The organism is Micromonospora sp. DT15, assembly GCF_049841475.1.
Lineage (GTDB): Bacteria > Actinomycetota > Actinomycetes > Mycobacteriales > Micromonosporaceae > Micromonospora.
Map to the genome: position 1 here is coordinate 77,499 of NZ_JBNCKJ010000003.1, position 19,450 is coordinate 96,948.

At 71.8% G+C, this 19,450-nt stretch carries 17 protein-coding genes; 11 read left to right on the forward strand and 6 right to left on the reverse strand.

Going from position 1 to position 19,450, the window contains the following annotated elements:
- Positions 1-156 precede the first annotated feature (156 nt).
- Entirely contained in the window at positions 157-1,698 is a 1,542-nt protein-coding gene (locus ACLQ3F_RS08010) for a 4-hydroxyphenylacetate 3-hydroxylase family protein (RefSeq protein ID WP_425847492.1), read from the reverse strand.
- Between the two features lie 174 nt (positions 1,699-1,872).
- Between ACLQ3F_RS08010 and ACLQ3F_RS08015 the strand changes: the two genes are divergently transcribed.
- The 11 genes from ACLQ3F_RS08015 (at position 1,873) to ACLQ3F_RS08065 (ending at position 14,457) form a co-directional block, all read left to right on the forward strand.
- Positions 1,873-2,874: a methyltransferase gene (locus ACLQ3F_RS08015; protein ID WP_425847493.1), complete on the forward strand. Its 1,002-nt coding sequence runs from the start codon at positions 1,873-1,875 to the stop codon at positions 2,872-2,874.
- 52 nt (positions 2,875-2,926) lie between these two features.
- Entirely contained in the window at positions 2,927-6,175 is a 3,249-nt protein-coding gene (locus ACLQ3F_RS08020; RefSeq protein WP_425847494.1) for a BTAD domain-containing putative transcriptional regulator, read from the forward strand.
- A gap of 92 nt (positions 6,176-6,267) precedes the next feature.
- Entirely contained in the window at positions 6,268-6,516 is a 249-nt protein-coding gene (locus ACLQ3F_RS08025) for a phosphopantetheine-binding protein (RefSeq protein WP_357222127.1), read from the forward strand.
- 37 nt (positions 6,517-6,553) lie between these two features.
- Complete coding sequence (locus ACLQ3F_RS08030; protein WP_425847496.1) at positions 6,554-7,936, forward strand: condensation domain-containing protein; 1,383 nt, start codon at positions 6,554-6,556, stop codon at positions 7,934-7,936.
- Positions 7,933-9,198, forward strand: coding sequence for a GNAT family N-acetyltransferase (locus tag ACLQ3F_RS08035; RefSeq protein WP_425847497.1), 1,266 nt, complete (start codon positions 7,933-7,935; stop codon positions 9,196-9,198). The genes ACLQ3F_RS08030 and ACLQ3F_RS08035 overlap by 4 nt, the downstream gene beginning before the upstream one ends.
- Before the next feature lie 10 nt (positions 9,199-9,208).
- On the forward strand, positions 9,209-9,841 hold the full coding sequence (locus ACLQ3F_RS08040) for a dTDP-4-dehydrorhamnose 3,5-epimerase family protein (protein ID WP_425847499.1): 633 nt from the start codon (positions 9,209-9,211) through the stop codon (positions 9,839-9,841).
- A 34-nt stretch (positions 9,842-9,875) separates the two neighbouring features.
- The gene (locus tag ACLQ3F_RS08045) at positions 9,876-11,123 is read left to right on the forward strand and encodes an activator-dependent family glycosyltransferase (RefSeq protein WP_425847501.1); all 1,248 of its coding nucleotides are present in this window, start codon (positions 9,876-9,878) and stop codon (positions 11,121-11,123) included.
- 111 nt (positions 11,124-11,234) lie between these two features.
- On the forward strand, positions 11,235-11,831 hold the full coding sequence (locus ACLQ3F_RS08050) for an NADPH-dependent FMN reductase (protein ID WP_355008706.1): 597 nt from the start codon (positions 11,235-11,237) through the stop codon (positions 11,829-11,831).
- Positions 11,828-13,459 carry an MFS transporter gene (locus tag ACLQ3F_RS08055; protein WP_355008707.1) on the forward strand — a complete coding sequence of 544 codons (1,632 nt, stop codon included), beginning with the start codon at positions 11,828-11,830 and terminating at the stop codon, positions 13,457-13,459. Before ACLQ3F_RS08050 ends, ACLQ3F_RS08055 begins: the two co-directional genes overlap by 4 nt.
- Positions 13,460-13,509: 50 nt before the next feature.
- Positions 13,510-14,016 carry an SRPBCC domain-containing protein gene (locus ACLQ3F_RS08060; protein WP_425847503.1) on the forward strand — a complete coding sequence of 169 codons (507 nt, stop codon included), beginning with the start codon at positions 13,510-13,512 and terminating at the stop codon, positions 14,014-14,016.
- A gap of 3 nt (positions 14,017-14,019) precedes the next feature.
- A complete protein-coding gene (locus tag ACLQ3F_RS08065; protein WP_357204150.1) occupies positions 14,020-14,457 on the forward strand; it encodes a nitroreductase family deazaflavin-dependent oxidoreductase in 438 nt (145 codons plus the stop codon).
- A 65-nt stretch (positions 14,458-14,522) separates the two neighbouring features.
- Here ACLQ3F_RS08065 and ACLQ3F_RS08070 read toward each other — a convergent pair whose 3' ends face one another.
- From ACLQ3F_RS08070 to ACLQ3F_RS08090, 5 genes are read right to left on the reverse strand one after another with little or no spacing between them, the layout of a single operon-like run.
- Positions 14,523-15,797, reverse strand: a complete 1,275-nt coding sequence (locus ACLQ3F_RS08070) for an activator-dependent family glycosyltransferase (RefSeq protein WP_425847505.1) — start codon at positions 15,795-15,797, stop codon at positions 14,523-14,525.
- A 30-nt stretch (positions 15,798-15,827) separates the two neighbouring features.
- Positions 15,828-16,805 (reverse strand): aldo/keto reductase, encoded by a 978-nt coding sequence (locus ACLQ3F_RS08075; protein ID WP_357222111.1) that lies wholly within the window; start codon positions 16,803-16,805, stop codon positions 15,828-15,830.
- 17 nt (positions 16,806-16,822) lie between these two features.
- The gene (locus tag ACLQ3F_RS08080) at positions 16,823-17,536 is read right to left on the reverse strand and encodes a class I SAM-dependent methyltransferase (RefSeq protein ID WP_355008712.1); all 714 of its coding nucleotides are present in this window, start codon (positions 17,534-17,536) and stop codon (positions 16,823-16,825) included.
- The gene (locus ACLQ3F_RS08085) at positions 17,533-18,279 is read right to left on the reverse strand and encodes a class I SAM-dependent methyltransferase (RefSeq protein WP_425847507.1); all 747 of its coding nucleotides are present in this window, start codon (positions 18,277-18,279) and stop codon (positions 17,533-17,535) included. Before ACLQ3F_RS08085 ends, ACLQ3F_RS08080 begins: the two co-directional genes overlap by 4 nt.
- Positions 18,276-19,445: a DegT/DnrJ/EryC1/StrS family aminotransferase gene (locus tag ACLQ3F_RS08090; protein ID WP_425847508.1), complete on the reverse strand. Its 1,170-nt coding sequence runs from the start codon at positions 19,443-19,445 to the stop codon at positions 18,276-18,278. The genes ACLQ3F_RS08085 and ACLQ3F_RS08090 overlap by 4 nt, the downstream gene beginning before the upstream one ends.
- Between the last annotated feature and the right edge of the window lie 5 nt (positions 19,446-19,450).

Consider the following 19,450-nt stretch of genomic DNA (forward strand, 5'->3'; position numbering starts at 1 on the left):
CGGTGCCTCAACAGGAGGCGCCGGGCCCTGGCGTGCGCGCCGGCGCGCCGGCACGAACAGACTGAGGCGTGGACGCCGGTCGCGGGCAGACTGAGGCGTGGACGCTCGACGAGCGCCCACGCCGGTTCAGGGGTCCGCGGCGATCGCCGCCGCCTACTACGTCGCCAGGTGCGGCGCCGTCCAGCCGTTCAGGTCGTACTCGGACAGGCACTGCTCGACCAGGGCGATCATGTCATCGGTGACGCCGGCCTGGGTGCCGCGGCGCAGCACCTGGGCCCGGTTGTCGTCCGGGTTGCCGGCGTGGTTGCGCTCGTACAGCTCCTGACGCCCGCCGAACTCCGTGCCCACCGCGTCCCAGAGCAGCTTCATCACCTTCACCCGCTGCTCAGCGTCGGCGCCGTGCGAGCCGCGCAGGTACCGGTCCAGGTACGGGCGGATCTCCGGGTTGTGGAAGTCGGCGACACCCGAGTTCAGGTAGATCAGCCCACTGCCCGCTGTGTGCTGGACGATCTCGCGCATCTTGCCGTACGCCATCGGGGCGAGGGTCCGGTACGTCAGCGCGTACTCCTCGTTGGGCTGCACGTAGCCGTCGGCCCACGGACGGGACCGCTCGATCATGGCGTCGGACAGCGCCCACATCAGATGCCGCCAGACCATCAGCTCGCCGATGTTGCCCTGTACCTGACGGAACTCGTCGGTGCCGTTGATCTCCACGGCCTTCATCAGCAGGCCGCAGATGAAGTCGAACTTGACCGCCAGCCGGGTGGCGCCGTGCAGGGAGAACCGCGGCATGAAGCCGGAGTCGTGGAAGAACGTGTTCGCCTTCTCCAGGTCGCCGTAGACGAAGACGTTCTCCCACGGGATCAGGGCCTGGTCGAACACGATGACCGCGTCGTTCTCGTCCATCCGGCTCGACAGGGGATAGTCGAACGGGCTGGCGGTGCGGGCCGCGGTCATCTCGTACGAGGTGCGGCAGAGCAGCTTCACCCCGGGGACGTTCATCGGCGCCATGAACACGACACCGAACTGCTTCTCCTTGATCCGGAGCCCGTGGTGGGCGATGAAGTTGTAGTTGGTCAGCGCGGATCCGGTCGCCACCACCTTCGCCCCGCTCACCACGAGGCCCGCGTCGGTCTCCCGGTCCACGTGCACGTACACGTCGGCGACCTGCTCGGGGCGCAGGTGGCGGTCCACCGGCGGGTGCACGAGCGCGTGGTTGACGTGCAGCACGCGCTCCTGGCACTCCTTGTACCAGCGCCGGGCGTTGTCACCGAACGGGGCGTAGAAGTCGGCCTTGGCGCCCAGGGTGGCGAGGAACGACGCCTTGTAGTCGGGCGAGCGGCCGAGCCAGCCGTAGCACCGTCGCTGCCACGCCGCGATGGCGTCGCGCGAGCGGCGCAGGTCGGCCGCGTCGACCGGGGCGCGGAAGAACGGATGGGTGAAGCCACCGTTGCCGGTGTCGGTCGGGACGGTCAGCACGTCGCGGTCCGGCGACTCCCAGAGCGCGTCGTACATGTTCGCGATGGTCCGGGCATTGTTGCGAAAGGCCGGATGCTCGGTGACGTCCTTGATTCGCTCGCCGTACAGCCAGATCTCCCGACCGTCGCGCAGGCTATCCAGATATTCGGCCCCGGTGAATGGCCGTAGTCCGGACGGTTGCGCCTCCGGCGTCTCCGTCGTGGATTCTGCGCTCGGCATCGGCAATCAGCTCCTCGGCGTGGCGGTGCGGATATTCATGGAGCGTGCCAGCCGGCTCGGTGGCACGACAAGGCAATGGAAGCGGAACGGCAATTCAGGAGATGCCGCTGCTACGCAAGGAATGCGAGCGTGAGCGGGCGACGATCAGATTCTCACGACCCACGAGGGGGCACGGTGGCACGGGACGAGATGAGCGCCAGGATCTGGTCCATGGCGGGGCTCGGTACGCCGATGGCGATCCGGACGGCGGCGACGCTGCGCCTGGCCGACCACATCGACGCCGGGGCCGACACCGCCGAGGCGATCGCGGGGGCCGAGGGGGTGAACGCCGACGCGCTGGAGCGGGTCATGCGGTACCTGGCCGTCCGGGGCCTGCTGACCCGGGAGAGCGGCGGGCGATACTCACTGACCCCGCTCGGCGCGGTGCTGCGGGAGGACCACCCGTCGAAGGCCCGCGCCCGGCTGGACATCGAGGGTTCCGTCGGCCGGGCCGAACTGTCGTTCGTGCAGCTGCTGCACAGCGTACGGACGGGAGAGGCCGGTTTTCCGGTCCAGTTCGGCCGTTCCTTCTGGGAGGACTGGGCCGCCGACCCGGAACGGGCCGCGAACTTCAACCGGCTCACCAGCGACCTGGAGTCACGGTCTCCGGAGATCGTCGAAGGCATGAACTGGGGTCCGCTGGGCTGGGTCGTCGACGTCGGCGGCGGCAACGGCGCTCTGCTGATCGGGCTGCTCAACGCCTACCCGACGCTACGTGGCACGGTGCTCGAGATGCCGGACAACTGCGAGGCCGCCCGCAAGTCGGTCGCGGAGTCGGACCTGGGGGAGCGCCTGGATGTGGTGGCCGGCAGCTTCTTCGACCCGCTGCCGGCCGGCGCCGGCGGGTACGTGCTGTCGTTCGTGCTGCACAACTGGGCCGACGACCCTGCGCGGGAGATCCTGCGCCGGTGCGCGGAGGCGGCCGGGCAGACCGGCGCGGTGCTGGTGGTCGAGCAGACCGGGCCCGGTGGGGAGGCCACCCACACGGGAATGGACCTGCGCATGCTGACGGCCTGCGGTGGTCGGGAGCGGACCGCCGCCGATCTGACCGCTCTGGCGGCATCCGTCGGGCTGCACGCTGTGGCCGTCCATCCGGCCGGCTCGTTCTCCATCGTGGAGCTGCGCGCGGCAGGCTGACCTGCCATTCCGTTGCCGCCGTCGCGCCACCGGGTGGGTTACCCTGTGCCGCATGCGCTTCGGGATGCTCGGTCCGCTCGAGGTCTGGACCGCCGACGGCAAGCCGGTGCGCATCCCGGAGCTCAAGGTCCGCGCGCTGCTGGCCGACCTGTTGGTCCACGACGGTCGGCCGGTGGCGGCGCACCGGCTCATCGACGACCTCTGGGGCGACCGACTGCCCGCCAACCCGGCCAGCGTGCTCCGCAGCAAGATGTCGCAGCTCAGGCGCGCCCTGGACGACGCCGAGCCGGGGGCGCGCGATCTGGTCACGCATTCCCCGGCCGGGTATGCCCTTACGGCCGGCGACGACGCGGTGGACGTCGGCCTGTTCACCGAGATGGTGGGCCGCGCCCGCCGCGCCGTCCACCCCCGGGACAGGATGGCGCTGCTGACCGATGCCCTGGCGCTGTGGCGCGGCCCCGCGCTCGCCGATTTCCCGGACGAGGCGTTCGTCCGCCCGGCTGTCACGCGCTGGTCGGAGGCCCGGCTGATCGCTCAGGAGGAGTGGGCCGAGACAGCGCTCGACCTGGGTCGACACGCCGACGTGCTGGCCGATCTCGGCGACCTGGTGGAACGCCATCCGTTGCGCGAGCGTTTCCGCGCGGCGCGGATGCGGGCGCTGTACCAGTGCGGCCGGCAGGCCGAGGCGCTCGACGAGTTCCGGGTCTTCGGCGACCGCATGCGCGACGAGATGGGGCTCGACCCGGGGCCCGAACTGGTCGCCCTGCACCGCGCCCTGCTCCGCCAGGACCCGGCGCTCACCGGCCCGGCCACGACGCCGGCGCCGATCGAACCCGAACGCGGGAACCTGCCGGCCCCGCTGACCGGGCTGATCGGCCGGGACGCCGCGGTCGCCGACGCGGCTCGACTGCTGGACGCCGGCCGCCTGGTCACCCTGACCGGTCCGGGCGGCGTCGGCAAGACCCGGCTCGCGGTGGCCGTCGCCGCGCGGATCGCACCCGGTGTGCCGGCCGGCGCGTGGATGGTCGAGTTCAGCACCGTGCCGCGCCCGGCCGGCGGCGGACGGGCGGCGTCCGCCGTGATCGACGCCGTCGCCGGCACGCTCGGGCTCCGGGACGATGGCCGCTCGGGCGCCGCCGGCGGTGTCGACCGACTGGTGGCGGCGCTGCGGGGTCGGCGTCTGCTGCTGGTGCTGGACAACTGCGAGCACGTCGTCGAAGATGTCGCCGAGCTCGGCCGCGAACTGCTGGATGCCTGCCCTGACCTGCGCATTCTTGCCACCAGCCGGGAGTCGCTCGGTGTGCCCGGCGAGGTTCTGGTGCCGGTGCCGCCCCTGGCGCCGCCGGAGGCGGGTACGACGACGGTCGCGCAACTGCGTCGGTCCAGCGCCGGGGAGCTCTTCCTGGCGCGGGCGGCCGCCTCCGAGCCCGGCTTCGCCCCGGACGACGAGAACGCGGCGGCGGTGGCCACCGTCTGCCGGCGGCTCGACGGCATACCGCTGGCCCTGGAACTGGCCGCCACCCGGGTGCGCACGATGGGGATCACCGAACTGGCCGCCCGCCTCGACGACCGGTTCCGACTGCTGGCTGCCCACCGGCGCGGCGGCCCGGCCCACCACGCCACCCTGCGCACCATGATCGACTGGAGCTGGGACCTGATCGGCGCGGACGAGCGGGCCGTGCTGCGACGGCTGTCGGTGTTCACCGACGGCTGCGCGCTGTCATCCGCCGAGGAGGTGTGCGCCGATCCGCCCGCCGCCGGGGGAGTGTCCCGTGCCGACGTGGCGTACCTGCTCGGGCGACTGGTGGACTGCTCGCTGGTCACGCTGGTGGAGAACGCCGACGGGGTGCGGTACAGGATGCTGGAGTCGGTGGGGGCGTACTGCGCCGAGCGGCTGCGCGAGTCCGGCGAGGACGAGACGGTGCGACTGCGGCACGGCGCCTGCCAGGCCGCCCTCGCCGAGGAGGCGGACCAGAATCTGCGCGGTCCCGTCCAGCGCCGGTGGCTGCGCCGGTTGGACGCCGAACAGGCGAACCTGCGGGCGGCCCTGGCCGCGGCGATCGAGCGTGGCGACGCGGTGCTCGCCCTCCGGCTGGCCTGCGCCTGCGCCTGGTACTGGGTACTGCGCGGCCACTTGGGCGAGGGCCGCCGTGCGCTGGCGGCGGCGGCCGCGGTGCCGGGCGAGGTACCGGCCGGCCGGCGCGCCCTGGCGCTGCTCTGGGAGGCGGGCATGGCAGCGCTCGGCGGCGATGACCCACACGACCTGCTGTGCCAGGCGGAGGCCGAGGGTGAGGCCGGTGCCGACCCGCACGCCGTGGCGCGGGCCCGCTGGTTGCTCGCCTCGGCGCTGCCCGAGGATGTCACCGCCCGGCCCGGCGACGGCCGGTTGGACGGAGTGCTGTCGGACTTCCGTAGCCTCGGCGACCGCTGGGGGGCGGCGGCCGCGCTGAGCAGCCTGGCCTGGACGGCGCTGCTGCGCGGAGACGTCGCCGCGCTGCGCCGCGACGCGGAGCGGAGTCTGGAGGAGTTCCGCGATCTCGGCGACCACTGGGGAGTGTTGCAGGCCACCAACCCGTTGGCCGCGCTGGCCCGGATGACCGGGGACAGCGGCCGCGCCGCGCGGCTGCACCGCGATGCCCTCCGCATCGCCCGCGAGCTGGGCCTGTGGCCGGAGGTGTCGTACCAGCTGAACGAACTGGGACGGATCGCGCTGGACGCCGGCGACCACGCCGCCGCTGGCGACATGCACGCCCAGGCCCGGCACATGGCCAAGGAACAGTCCAATCTGGCCCTGGAGCAGTTCGCCGACCTGGGGTTGGCGATCACGGCACGCCGGCAGGGCAGATGGGACGCCGCCGAGCGACTGCTGCACCCGTGGCTGGAGTGGAACAGGCAGGCCGGCTGGCATGCCGGCGTGGCAGCGGTCGGCGCGGAGCTCGGCTTCGTCGCCGAGCAGCGCGGTGCGGCCGACGACGCGCTGCACCGGCACCGGGAGGGCTTTGCCGCAGCTCAGGCCAGCGGTGACCCGCGAGCGGTGGCGCTCGCCCTGGAAGGGCTCGCCGGGGCGTACCGGCTGGCCGGTGACCCGGTGCGGGCGGCCCGACTGCTGGGCGCGGCGGACGCCGCCCGCGACGCGGCGGGACTGCCGTCACCGGACGCGGACCGGCACGACTCGCGACGCGTCGCCGGGCTCCTGGCTGCCGACCTGGGGCCGGCCCAACTGGTCGCGGAGCGCGCCGCAGGGGCCGGCGCGCCGCTCGACGACCTGCTGCGCGACGACCGGTCGATGGCCCGGCGCTGACGAGCCTGCGCAACGCAGGAGATGAACATCGGGTCGTACCCGTGTGATGCTTCAGCTCGCGAGACAGTGAATTCCCGGCCGAGGGGATCCGGATGTCAGAACAATCGCGCGCCGATCTCGAAAAGCACGTCACAGCGATCTGGGAGGACGTGCTCGACACCGCAGCCGGCCCGCCCGACGCGACATTCTTCGAATTGAACGGGCAATCGATAGCGGCTTTTCGCATCGTCGCGCGGATAAGTGACCGGACCGGCATCGACGTTCCCGTCGAGGAATTGTTCAAGGATCCGACACGCGCCGCCTTCGCCCGGGCGGTTCTCGCGCGTGCGGAACGGCGCTGACCCGAGCGGGCTCGACCACGTGGAAAGGCACGGTGGAATGGTGTACGCAGAGAACCGCTTCCCGTTCTCCATCGAGCAGGAGTTCCTGCGCGGGCAGCATCAGGAGGACGGCTCCACGGCGGGGTTCGGCCCGCGCCCCATCTCCAGCGGTGGCTGGCGGCTCACCGGGCCGGTCGACGCCGACCTGCTCCGCGGGGCTCTGGACGACGTCATCGCCCGGCACGAACCACTGCGGACCATGGTGATCAGGGGCGCCGACGGCTGGGAACAGGAGGTGCGGGACCCGTGCCCGGCCCGGCTCCAGGTGCATGACCTGGGCGACGACCCGGACGGCCGGGGCGTACGGGCCGAGCGGTTCCTCGACGAGGCCGAGTCCGGTCACTTCGACGCGGACGAGCTTCCCCTGCTCTGGGCGTACCTGGGCCGTTTCGACGACCGGGACGCGGTGCTGGTGCTTGTCGCGTACCTGCCGCTGATCGATGTGTGGTCACTGGGCATCGTCATGGACGACCTGGCCGCGTGTTACGCCGCCCGCCTGGCCGGCGGCAAGCCCGACCTGCCGGACCCGCCGCGGTATCGCGACTACGTGCGACGCACCGAGGGAGATGCCGCCGCTGGCGGGTCCGACCCGTCCTTCGAGTACTGGCGTGAGCGGCTGGCCGGAGCGCGCCCCGTCGTCATCGCCGCGGACCGGCCGGCGAACCCCGACCATCCGGGCGTCACCCGCGTCGACCGTTTCCAGATCGACGCCCGGCTCGGCTCGGCCGCCCTGCGTCTGGGCCGTGCGACGGGAAGCTCACCGTTCATGGTGATCTTCGCGGCGCAGCTCATCCATCTCCAGCGGATGACCGGTGTCTCGGACGGGGTGGTGTGGACCCTCACCCCCGGACCCGGCCGCCGGCACGAGTGGGCCGAGGCCACGGTCGGCTACTTCGTCAACATGTCACCGCTGCGAACCGACATCTCGGGCTGCGTCACCTACCGCGACGTCCTCGCCCGGGTGCGCGCCACCTGCCTGGAGGCATTCCCGCACGAGGTGCCGTTCGTCGGGCTGGCGCAGCGGGCCCCGGACGTCATCGCGGGGTTGGAACAGGGCGGCATGGTCGTGCCGGGCTTCGCGGTGTTCCAGAACCCCGCGGCGTCGAAGACCCGGTCCGCCGGTGCGGTCGAGTACGCGCCGGTGCGTCGGCGGTTGTCCCAGGCGCAGGGCCCGGGCATCCCCGACGACGCGATCCTGTGGACCATCGACATCGACCCGGACGGTGAGATCTTCTGCGCCGTCAGCTCGAGCACGGACCGGTTCGAGCAGACCACAGTGGACCGCATGCTGGCCGAGTTCCGCGACCTGTTCGGCAGGGTCCTGGCCGACCCGGACGCGCCGCTGGCCGGCGCCCGTACCCACGAAGGGGCGCACTCGTGAGCACGCTGCCTCCCGGCTACCAGCTGGTCACCGACCTCCCTGACGACCGGTACGGGGAATGGCTGGACTGCTGGCTCGGTGCCTTCGGCAACCCGGTCAGCGCCGATCCCGAGATCCTCGACTTCTACCGGCGCACACACCCGCCGGATCGGGCCGTGGCGGTCGCCGACGACGAACGGTACGTCGCCACCAACACCGCGCTCGACCGTGACCTTGTACTCCCCGGCGGAAACACGGTGCCGGCCGCCGCGTGCACCGGTGGTTCCGCGCACCCGGTGGTGGCCCGGCGCGGGTTGCTGCGCGCCACTGTCGCGCACCTGAACCGGCGGGCCGTCGACGAGGGCAAGGCGATCGTCGTCGGGGGCGCGTCCGAGTGGCCGATCTACGGCCGGTTCGGTTCCGGCCCCGCGACCTGGTCCGACGCGGTCGAGTTCGATGTCCGGGCGGTCGGCCTGCGCGACGACGTGCCGGGCCGCGACCTGCGTCCGCGTCGGATCGACGGTACGCAGGCCCGGGACCTCGGGTACAAGCTGTACTCCCAGCAGGCGGCGCAGACGCCCGGTGAGGTGCTCACCCCCTCGTGCTACTGGGACCGGCTTGCCGGCGACCCCGCGTCCGGCGCGCTGGAGGAGGCTCTCGCCCTGGGCGCCCCGGGGTACGGGCCCCGGCACTGCGCCGCTATCGACGACCGTGGGCTGGTGACATACCGGATCATGCCGGACTGGACGGCGGAGTCCGCGCCGCAGAGCAAGCTGCACGTCATCGACTTCCTAGCGGCCGACCAGGAGGCGGAGGGCGCGCTCTGGCGGCACCTGTTCTCCGTCGACCTGGTCCGCGAGATCGACGTGTGGCGGATGCCGGTGGACAGCCCGCTGCGCTGGTGGGTCGACGACGCGCGACGGATGCGTGTCCGCCGCCAGGACGCCCTCTGGATCCGTCCGCTGGATGTGCCACGGCTCCTGCGCACCCGGGGCTGGGCCTGCGACGGCGTCCTCACGCTCACCGTGCACGACCCGGAGGGCCTGGCGGCCGGCACGTTCCGGCTGGAGGTGACCGACGGGCACGCCACGTGCGAGCCGGTCACCGGCGCGGCCGACCTGGAGATGGGCGTCGGCGCGCTGGCCGTCATCCTGCTCGGTGGCACCCCGGCGGCCGCGCTCACCAGGGCCGGCCGGATCAGCGCCCCGGACGCGCGCAAGGTGCGACTGTGGGACGCCATGGCGGTGCCGGAGCGCAGCCCGTACATCAGCTACTGGTTCTGACGGGGTCACCGTGACAGTGAGCCCGCTCGCCGTGACCGGGGCCCTGCACTTCACCGCGCCGGTGTTCCCCGACGACCGGGGCTTCTTCGGCACCCCGTTGCAGGCTGGCCTGTTCGCCGAGACCACCGGCCGTCCGCTGTTCCCACTCGCGCAGGCCAGCTACAGCCGTTCCCGGCGGGGGGTGGTTCGGGGGGTGCACTACACAGCCGCACCCCCCGGCGCCGAGAAGTACGTCTACTGCGTGCACGGCGCCCTGCTCGACATCGTGGTGGACATCCGGGTGGGGTCGCCCACGTACGGCCAGTGGGACGCGGTGCGGCTCACCGGCGACCGGATGGACGCGCTGTACCTGCCGGTCGGTGTCGGCCACGCCTTCGTCGCGCTGACCGACGACGCCGTCATGCAGTACCTGCTCTCGCGGGAGTACGAGCCTTCTGACGAGCGCGCCGTCTCCGTCCTCGATCCACGGCTGGGTCTGCCGGTGGGAAACCCCGCCGGGCACGATCTGTCCGAGCGCGACCGCGCCGCGCCGACCCTGGAGCAGGCAAGGGAGGCGGGGTTGCTGCCGGACTACGCCCGCTGCCGGGCGATCGAGGTGCGCAATCTGCGAGATGCCCCGGCCAGGGCGGCTGGTGGACGGTAGGCGGGCACACGACGACCCGACCGAAAGGGCACCGATGCGCGTTCTGTTCGCCACCTATGCGGAAACCACCCATTACTACAACATGGTCCCGCTGGCCTGGGCCCTGCGCACCGCCGGCCACGAGGTCCGGGTCGCCACCCAACCGGCCCTCATGGACGCGGTAGTGCAGTCCGGCCTGACCGCCGTGCAGGTCGGGGAGGACCACGACTTCATGTCGGTCATCGCGGCCAAGGCCGACGACCCGACCTGGGGCGAGCGGATCACCACGGCGCTGCGGACCGGCGGCGCCGACATGGACTATCCGGCCCTGCTGGCGTTCTTCGACGAGGCCGTGGAGACCTCGGCCAAGGTGTTCAACGACCCGATGGTCGACGCCCTCGTGGCGTACGCGCGGGAGTGGCAGCCGGACCTGATCATCTGGGAGAACTTCACCCTCGCCGGCGCCATCGCGGCCCGGGTCACCGGCGCCGCGCACGCCCGTCTGCTCTGGGGAGCCGACGCGCAGACCCGCATCTACAACCGGTTCCAGGCGTTGCTCGCCGAGCAGCCCGAGGATCAGCGGCGCGACCCGATGCAGGACTGGGCCGCCGCGCACCTGGAGCGGTTCGGAGTCACCTACGACGCCGACGTGCTGACCGGGCAGTACACCCTGGACCAGGCGCCGGAGAGCATGCGGCTGGACGTCGGGCTGCGAATCGTGCCGTTCCGGTATGTGCCGTACAACGGTCCGGCCCGGGTCCCCGGCTGGCTGCGCGAGCGCCCGGAGCGCCCGAGGGTCTGCGTGACCGCCGGCATCTCGATGCGTTACATGCTGGGCTACGACCCGATCCCGGTCTCGACGCTCAAGCTCTTCGCCGACGCCGACGTCGAGGTGGTCGCGACGCTGGCCGTCGACGAGAGCGAACTGGCCGACGTGCCGCCCAACGTCCGGGTGGTGAACTTCGTGCCGATGCACGCGCTGCTGCCCAGCTGCGCGGCCGTCGTGCACATCGGCAGCGCCGGCGTGGTGTCGACAGCGATGGCGTACGGCGTGCCGCAGTTGACTCTCGTCCCCGACCTGTGGGACGCCGTCGTGCGCGCCGACATGTTGCGCGAGCAGGGCGCCGGCCTGGATCTGACGCTCGACCGGGCGACGCCCGAGGCGATCCGCGACAACGTCCTGCGGCTGGTGCACGAGCCGGAGTTCCGGGCGGCCGCCGACCGGATCCGGGGCGAGATGCTCGCCGAGCCGGCACCGAGCGAGATCGTGCCGGTTCTCGAGAAGATCGCCGCCCAGCGGTGACCCGGGGGTTCCGGTCGGCGCACGTCCGGCCGGAACCGAACCGGAACCCCGGCACGGAAGGCTGACCACTGTTGCGGGGAAGCCGGCGAGCCGGGGAGAGGTGACGCCAGGATGAGCGAGAACCATCTGCGGTTGGTGATCGTCATTGCCAGCATCCGCCGAGGCCGGTTCGGTCCGGTCCCGGCACGCTGGCTGTGCGACGAGACCAACCGTGGTGGGCGCATCGAGGCGGACGTGATCGACCTCGCCGAGGCCCGCCTGCCCGAGGTCGCCGGCGACCCGGCTCCGCCCGCCGTTCGCGACCTCGCACCATGGCTGGCCGCCGCGGACGCGTTCGTCGTCGTCACACCGGAGTACAACGGCAGCTTCCCCGGGTCGTTGAAGACGGCCATCGACTGGTTCCGCGACGAATGGCGGCGCAAGCCCGTTGGCTTTGTCTGCTACGGCGGTCCGGCAGCGGGGCTGCGGGCGGTGGACCATCTGCGCCAGGTGTTCACCGACCTGGACGCGATGACGGTGCGCGACCCGGTGACCATCCCTCACCACCGGTCCGCCTTCGATCTCGCCGGCCGGCCGGTCGATCCCGGTCTGACGGTCGCGGCTGGTCGCATGCTCGAACAGCTCGTCTGGTGGGCCGACACGTTGCGGCGCGGACGCGTGGCGCCGACCGACACCCGACTCGGGAAACTTCAGGAAGGAATTCGATGACAACCGAAGGCACCACTGCGGCCGTGCCGCGGGCGGGCCGCCGGGAATGGATCGGGTTGGCTGTGCTCTGCCTGCCCACCCTGCTGGCCTCGGTGGACCTCACGGTCCTGTATCTCGCACTACCGCATCTCAGCGCCGACCTCGGCGCCACCACGACCCAGCAGTTGTGGATCGTGGACATCTTCGGGTTCCTCACCTCCGGCCTGCTGGTCACCATGGGCACGCTCGGTGACCGTTTCGGCAACCGCAGGATGCTGTTGATCAGCTCCGCCGCGTTCGCCGCGGCGTCGCTGCTGGCGGCGTACGCCACGACGCCGGAGATGCTCATCGGCGCCCGCGCCCTGCTCGGCGTGGCCGGCGCGGCAGGAATGCCCGCCGCCCTGGCCCTGATCACACACATGTTCCGGGACCCGGCGCAGCGCGGCATGGCGATCGCGTCGTGGATGAGCTGCTTCATGGGCGGTCTGATGCTCGGGCCCCTGGTCGGCGGCATCATGCTCGAGTACTTCTGGTGGGGCTCGGCGTTCCTGCTCGCGGTCCCGATCATGGTCCTCGTCCTGGTGGTGGCGCCGGTGCTGTTGCCGGAGCGCCGCAACCCGGGCGCGGGCAAGCTCGACCTGCTCAGTGTCGCCATGTCCCTGGTCGCGATGATCTCGCTGGTGTACGGGCTGAAGAAGCTCGCCCAGGACGGCTTCACGGCACCGGCGCTGCTCGCCATGGTGTTCGGCGTTCTGGTCGGCGTGCTCTTCGTGCGGCGGCAGCGGAGCCTCACCGACCCGCTGCTCGACCTGCGCCTGTTCGGCATAGCCACGCTGCGCGCCGCGCTCATCCTCGGCCTGCTGGTCAGCGCGCTCAACGGCGGCGCGTCTCTGCTGGTGACCCAGTTCCTCCAGGTGATCGAGGGGCTGTCACCGCTGCGGGCGGGCCTGTGGCTGCTGCCGCCGTCCCTGGCCATGATCATCGCGTTGTTCCTGGCGCCGGGCCTCACCGCCAAACTGAAGGCGGGCAGGGTGATCGCGCTCGGGCTCGGCATCGGGGTGGTGGGCTATCTGATCCTGGCCCAGGTGGAGAGCGTGGACGGTCTCGGGCTGCTCGTCGCGGGCTTCGCGGTGCTGCTGTTCGGTATGGGCCTGCCCTCGTCGCTGGGCACCATGCTGGTGATGGGCGCCGCGCCGCCGGACAGGATCGGCTCCGCGTCGTCGTTGCAGCAGACCAGCAACGAGTTCGGCATCTCGATCGGCATCGCCACGCTCGGCAGCATCGGCATGGCGACCTACCGCAGCGAGTTGGCGGACACGGTGCCCGACACGGTGCCGCCGGACGTGGTGGAGGCCGCCCGCGAGGGCATCGCCCCCGCCAGCGTGCTGTCCGCGCAGTTCCCCGACCTGCTGGCGCCGGCGCGGGCCGCGTTCACCGTCGGTCTGAACAACGTCGCCTGGGTCAGCGCGGCGCTGATGATCGGCCTGGCCATCTTCGCGTACTTCGCACTGCGGCACACCGAGCTGAGCGAGATGACGCCGCCGACCGACATACCGCCGCTTGCCGAGCAGGCTACGGCCGCGGACGCCGCCGGCGTCGAGGCCGGCCGCACCGACGACGCCCCGCAGACCGTTCCGCCTCAACGCTGACGCCGATGCCCGGCGGGCCTGGCCCGCCGGGCATCGCGGAAGGAGTAACCATGTCACTCGACGTGGATGGCACCCAGGTGACGCTGTGCCGGGACAGCGCGCGGCCCAGCGTGCGGCTGCGGCGCCGCTATCCGGCACCGGTCGCCGCGGTGTGGCGGTGCCTCGTCGAACCGGATCAGGTCAACGCCTGGTGGACGCCGATGACCGTCGAGCTGGTGCCGGAGGCTGGCGCCGCGATGACGTTCACCTGGCCCGGTGGCGACACGGACCTGGGCCAGGTCCTCGCCGTCGACCCACCCCACCTCTTCGCGTACACCTGGGGTCCGGACACCCTGCGCTGGGACCTGTCCGCCGCGGGGGACGGGACCGACCTCACGTTGCTGACCACGGTGGCCGACCCGGGCCACATCGCCTACAGCGCGGCCGGCTGGCACGCCGGCCTCGACCTGCTCGAAGATCACCTGGCCGGCCGCGAGGTCGTGCCACCCGGCCCCGATCCGGCACCTCCGGCGCTGGTCGAACGCTATCGTCGACTGCTCGACGGAGAACAGGGATGACACATGGCTGACGAAGAGATCCACGACAGTCCCACCAAGTGGGTGGCCGACCACGTGCGCTCCTACGTGGAGAGCGACGGCGCCAAGGGACACGACTTCCAGGGCAAGCTGCCCACCCTGCTCCTGACGACGCGGGGCCGCCGGACGGGCAAGCTGCGCCGCACCGCACTGATCTACGGGCGGGACGGCGACCGGTACGTGGTGGTGGCCTCGGCGGGCGGGCAGGAGGCGAATCCCGCCTGGTACCTGAACCTCTGCGCCGAACCGGAGGTGTCAGTGCAGGTGTACGGCGAGACCTTCCAGGCCAAGGCGTCGGTCGCCGCTGAGGCCGAGCGGCCCGCGCTGTGGGAGAAGATGGCGGGGATCTTCTCCACCTACCGCCGCTACCAGAAGAAGGCATCCCGGGAGATCCCGGTGGTGCTGCTGGAACCGCTGCGTTAACCCCCGAACAGGCTGTGCGCCTCCGCCGGCCCGCCCCCGTCCGCGCGGAGGCGCACAGCCCTGCCTCAGCCCGCCCGCCGGTAGGCCGCCGTCAACTTCTCCACGGCGGGCACCACCTCGTTGGGCGTGGGCAGACCCATCATCTCGGTACGCAGGCGGACCGCGTTCTCCTTGAACGACGGGTCCTTGAGCACCCGCATCAGGTCCTCGCGGAGCCCCGCGGGAGTGAGGTAGTCGGAGTCGTAGGCCAGCCACACCCCGGCGCCACGCTCCTGCAGCCCGTTCGCCTGCGCCACCGGGCCGAACCACTTCTCGCTCCAGTACGCGCTCGGCACGATGAGCTGCGGTACGGCGTGCTCGAAGGCTGAGGCCATCGTCGAGGATCCGCCGTGGTGCACGATGGCGCTGCACGTCGGCAGCAGGACGTTCATCGGCACGAAGTCGACCACCCGCACGTTGTCCGGTATCCGCGGCACCGAGGCGAGCTGCTCCGCGCTCATCGTGGCGACCACCTCGATGTCGAGGTCGCCCACCGCCTCGAGCAGGTCCACGGCGGAGGCCTCGGCGACGTCCGCCTCGCGGTGGGTCATGCCCAGCGTGACGCAGACCCGCGGCCGGACCGGCGGCTCGTAGAGCCACCGCGGCACCACCGACGGGCCGTTGAAGGCGAGGTGACGCATCCGGATGTAGTGCGGTGAGCTGGGGCGCCAGGTCCACGGCGGCATGGTGTCGATCGTCCACTGGCCGTGCACGACGTCGTCGGCGAACGCGCCGCCGCCGTGCGTGCGCAGCAGCGGCTCCAGCCAGGCGCGCATCGGGTCCGGGCGGGACCCGCCGGCCGCCCGGACCGCCTCCCAGAGCTGCACGAAGGCGTCCGTGCCGAACAGGATGCGCGCGTGCGCCGCGCCGCAGGCCCGGGCCACCACCGGTCCGGCGTAGGTCATCGCGTCCCAGAGCACCAGGTCCGGCCGCCAGGCGCGGGCGAAACCGATCAGGTCGGTGAGCATCTCGTCGGTGTGCAGGAACGGGAGGAGGTTGGTGGTGAGGTACTCAAGCTCGGCGTACGGATCGTCCCGGGCGTAGTCGGTCTGCACCGGCAGCGTGGCCGGCGCGGCCTGGCGCTTCGGCGGCTCGGACATCTCGTCGACCTCGGCCAGCGTCTCGGCCATGGGCTCACCGGCCAGGACGGCGGTGAGCCCCGCCTGCGCCAGCGCCTCGGTCGAGCCCGGCTGGCAGGCGACGCGCACGTCATGACCGGCGGTGCGCAGCGCCCAGGCCAGCGGCGTCATGATGTAGAGGTGTGACTTCAGGTCCGGGGGAGCGACGAACAGGACACGCATGGCGGGTCTCTCCTTCGGGTTCGAGGTGATTCACCAGCCCGCCGGCGGGCTGGCGCCGGCGACCGGAGGGAACAGCTCGTCCAGGCGCCGGATCACCGCGGGGTCGAGCGGGCTGTCGAGGGCGGCGAGGGCACCGTGCAGGTGCGCCAGGGTGCGTGGACCGATCACCGCGCCGGTCAGTCCGGGACGGCCCAGTACCCAGGCGAGCGCCACCTCGGCCGGGTCCAGCCCGAGACCGGCACAGTACTTCTCGTAGTCGGCGACGGCCTCGTACCGGTCCTCCAGGGCCCGCATCGCGCGCCCCTGCGCCGTCTTCACCGCGGTGCCGTCGGCCAGCTTCCGGAGCGCGCCGCCGAGCAGCCCGCCGTGCAGCGGGGACCAGGCGAACACCCCGACGCCGTACGCCTGGGCCGCTGGGATCACCTCCGTCTCGGCCTGCCGGGCCACCAGGTTGTAGGCACACTGCTCGACGACGAGCCCGAGGTGACCGCGTCGGGTCGCCGTCTCCCGCGCCGCGGCGATGTGCCACCCGGCGAAGTTCGAGGAGCCGACGTACCGGATCTTGCCCTGGCCGGTCAGCATCTCCATCGCCTGCCAGATCTCGTCCCAGCCGGCGTGTGGATCGAAGTGGTGCATGTGGTACAGGTCGATCCAGTCGGTGCGCAGCCGCCGCAGGGAGTCCTCGCAGGAGGCGACGATGTGCCGGGCGGACAACCCTCGGTCGTTGGGCCAGTCGCTCATCGGGTTGAACACCTTGGTCCCCAGCACCACCTTCTCCCGCCGGCGGTCGCCCTGGTCGAACCATGCGCCGATGAGTTCCTCGGTCAGCCCTCGATGCACCTGCCAGCCGTAGTGGTTAGCCGTGTCGAAGAAGTTGATGCCGTGGTCCAGCGCCTCGTCCATGAGGCGGAACGCCTCTTCGCGCGTGGTGCGCACACCGAGATTGAGCGTGCCCAGGCACAGCGGGCTGACCTCCAGGGCGGTACGGCCGAGTCGGGTGTAGCGCATCGTCGCTCTCCTTCGTCTCAGCCGCGCTGCCCGACGAACAGGCCGCGCCCGGTAAGCCCGTCATCCAGGAACTCGGCCGGGCAGCCGGCGTCCGCGAACGCACCCAGGTACTCGTCGCGGCTGAACAGCATGAGGTGCGACGTCTGGGTGAACTCCCGGATACCGCCCGCGTCCCCCACCAGGAAGCGCACCTCCAGGTGCGACATCCGCCCGGTGCGGGTGGTGTGCGACATCCGGGCCACCGCCCGCGTCCCGTCGGTGTCGGAGTCGACGGCCAGATGACCGTCGAGGAACCGCTCGGGAAACCACCACGGTTCCACCACCAGCACGCCGCCCGGCTCCAGGTGCTGCGCCATGGACCACACGGCCTGGCGCAACTCGGCCACCGAGCCCAGGTAGCCGATGGCGTTGAACATGCAGGTGACCGCGTCGAAGCGGCGGCCCAGGCGAAAGTCGCGCATGTCGCCGTCGTGCACGGGCACCCCGGGTAGGCGCGTCCGGGCCGTCGCACGCATCGGCTCGGACAGCTCCACGCCGGCCACCTCGTCGAAGGTGCCGGCGAAGGTGGCCAGGTGTGCGCCCGTCCCGCAGGCCACGTCGAGCAGGCTGGCGGCCTCCGGACGCCGGTCGCGGATCAACCGGGTCAGGGTCTCCGCCTCGGCGGCCCAGTCCTTGCCCCGGCTGCGGTAGATGAATTCGTAGATCTCGGCGAACTCCGCGGTGTAGGTCATCGGCGGACCCCGGCGAACAGGCCACGGCCGGGCAGGCCGCCGGCATCGGTGAGATGCTCGGCGGTACAGCCCGCCGACCGCAGGGCCTCGAGATAGTCCTCCCGGGTGAACAGGGTCAGCATCTGCACGTGGGAGAAGTGCCGGATACCGCCGTCGTCGGCGACGACGTAGTGCGCCTCGTGCCGGGCCGCCTGCCCCTGCCGCGCCGAGTGCGAGACCCGCACGACGGTACGGGTGTCGTCGTGGACCACGTCGTGGGCGACGTGCCCGTCGAGGAAGGTGTCCGGGGACCACCATGGGTCGATCACCAGTACGCCACCGGGAACGAGGTGCGCGGCCATCGTCCGGACCGTCGCGCAGAGCTCGTCGACGTCGTGGGCGTAGCCGATGGTGCCGGTCAGGATGCACACGGCATCGAATTCGCGGCCCAGCGCGAACGACCGCATGTCGCCGACGTGGACGGCGCCGGACGGCAGCTTGGCCTGCGCCACAGTGCACATCGCCGGGGACAGTTCGAGTCCGGCGACCTCCAGGAAGGTCGTCGCCAGCCGCCGCAGGTGCTCGCCGGTCCCGCAGGCCACGTCCAGCACGGACCGGGCCTGCGGCCGGCGCTCGCGGACCACGCGCGCCACGGCGTCCGCCTCGGCGGCGAAGTCCTTGCCCCGTCCCGCGTACAGCAGGTCGTAGATCTCGGCCACGTCGGCGTCGTAAGCCGCCGAGGTCACAGTGGGTTGGCCGGTCACCGGGTGTCTCCCGCCGCGACGGTGTGCCGGCCGAGCCGACGGGCGAGGGATGCGCGCAGCGCCGCGACGACCGCGTCCACGTCGTCGTCGCTGAGCGCCTGGTGCATCGGCAGGCACAGGGTGCGTTCGGCGGCCCGCTCGGCCCGGGGCAGCCGCGCTGTCGACCCGTACGCGGCCACCCGGTGCAGGATGGGGTAGCGGAACGTCGTGTAGATGCCCTGGGCGTACAGATCGCTGGCCACGTCGTCGCGGATTCCCTCGTCCATCTGCACCCAGTACAGGTAGTACGAGCTGCGCTGGCCGGGGGGCAGCGGCGGGGGCAGGGTCAGACCGGGCACGTCGGCGAGGCCGCTGTCGTAGCGAGCCTCGACAGTTCGCCGCCGGTCGGCGAAGTCCGGCAGTCGGCCCAGTTGCACAAGGCCGACGGCGGCCTGCATGTCGTTCATGATCGAACGCCTGGAGAACGACGAGATGTCGAAGTCCCACCATCGGTGCGCCGAGCGCCGGGCCTGGGAGAAGCCGCTGAACTGCTCCAGACCGAAGTACGCGAGCTTGGCGGCCCGCGCCACCAGCTCGGGATCGCGGGCGGTGAGCATGCCGCCGTCGCCGGCCACGACGATCTTCTGTGCGTCGAAGCTCCACACGCCGATGTCGCCGAGCGTGCCGCAGGGCACGCCGTCCACGCTGGAGTCCACCGCGCAGGCGGCGTCCTCGATGAGGAGGATTCCGCGTTCCCGGCACAGCTCGGCGATGCCCGCGATGTCACCGGGCCGGCCACCGTAGTGCAGCGCCAGCACTGCGCGGGTGCACGGAGTGAGTGCCGCCGCCACGTCGTCGACGGTGGGGTTGAGGGTGTGCGGGTCCACGTCGCAGAAGACCGGACGGCCACCGTGCGCCGCAATGGCGTTGCCCGCACCGACGAAGCTCACTGTCGGCAGCACCACCTCGGTGCCGGGCCCCACACCGGCGAGCTGCATCGCGATGAACGTCGCCTCGGTGCACGAGTTCACCGCCGTGACCCTGTCGGTGTCCACACCGAGGTGGCCGGCGAAGGCCGCCTCGAACGCAGCGGTGCGCGGTCCCTTGCCGACCCAGTTGCTGCCGAACACCTCTGCGATGGCGTTCAGCTCCGCCTCGCCGAGGGACGGCTGAAACACGTTGATCATGATCC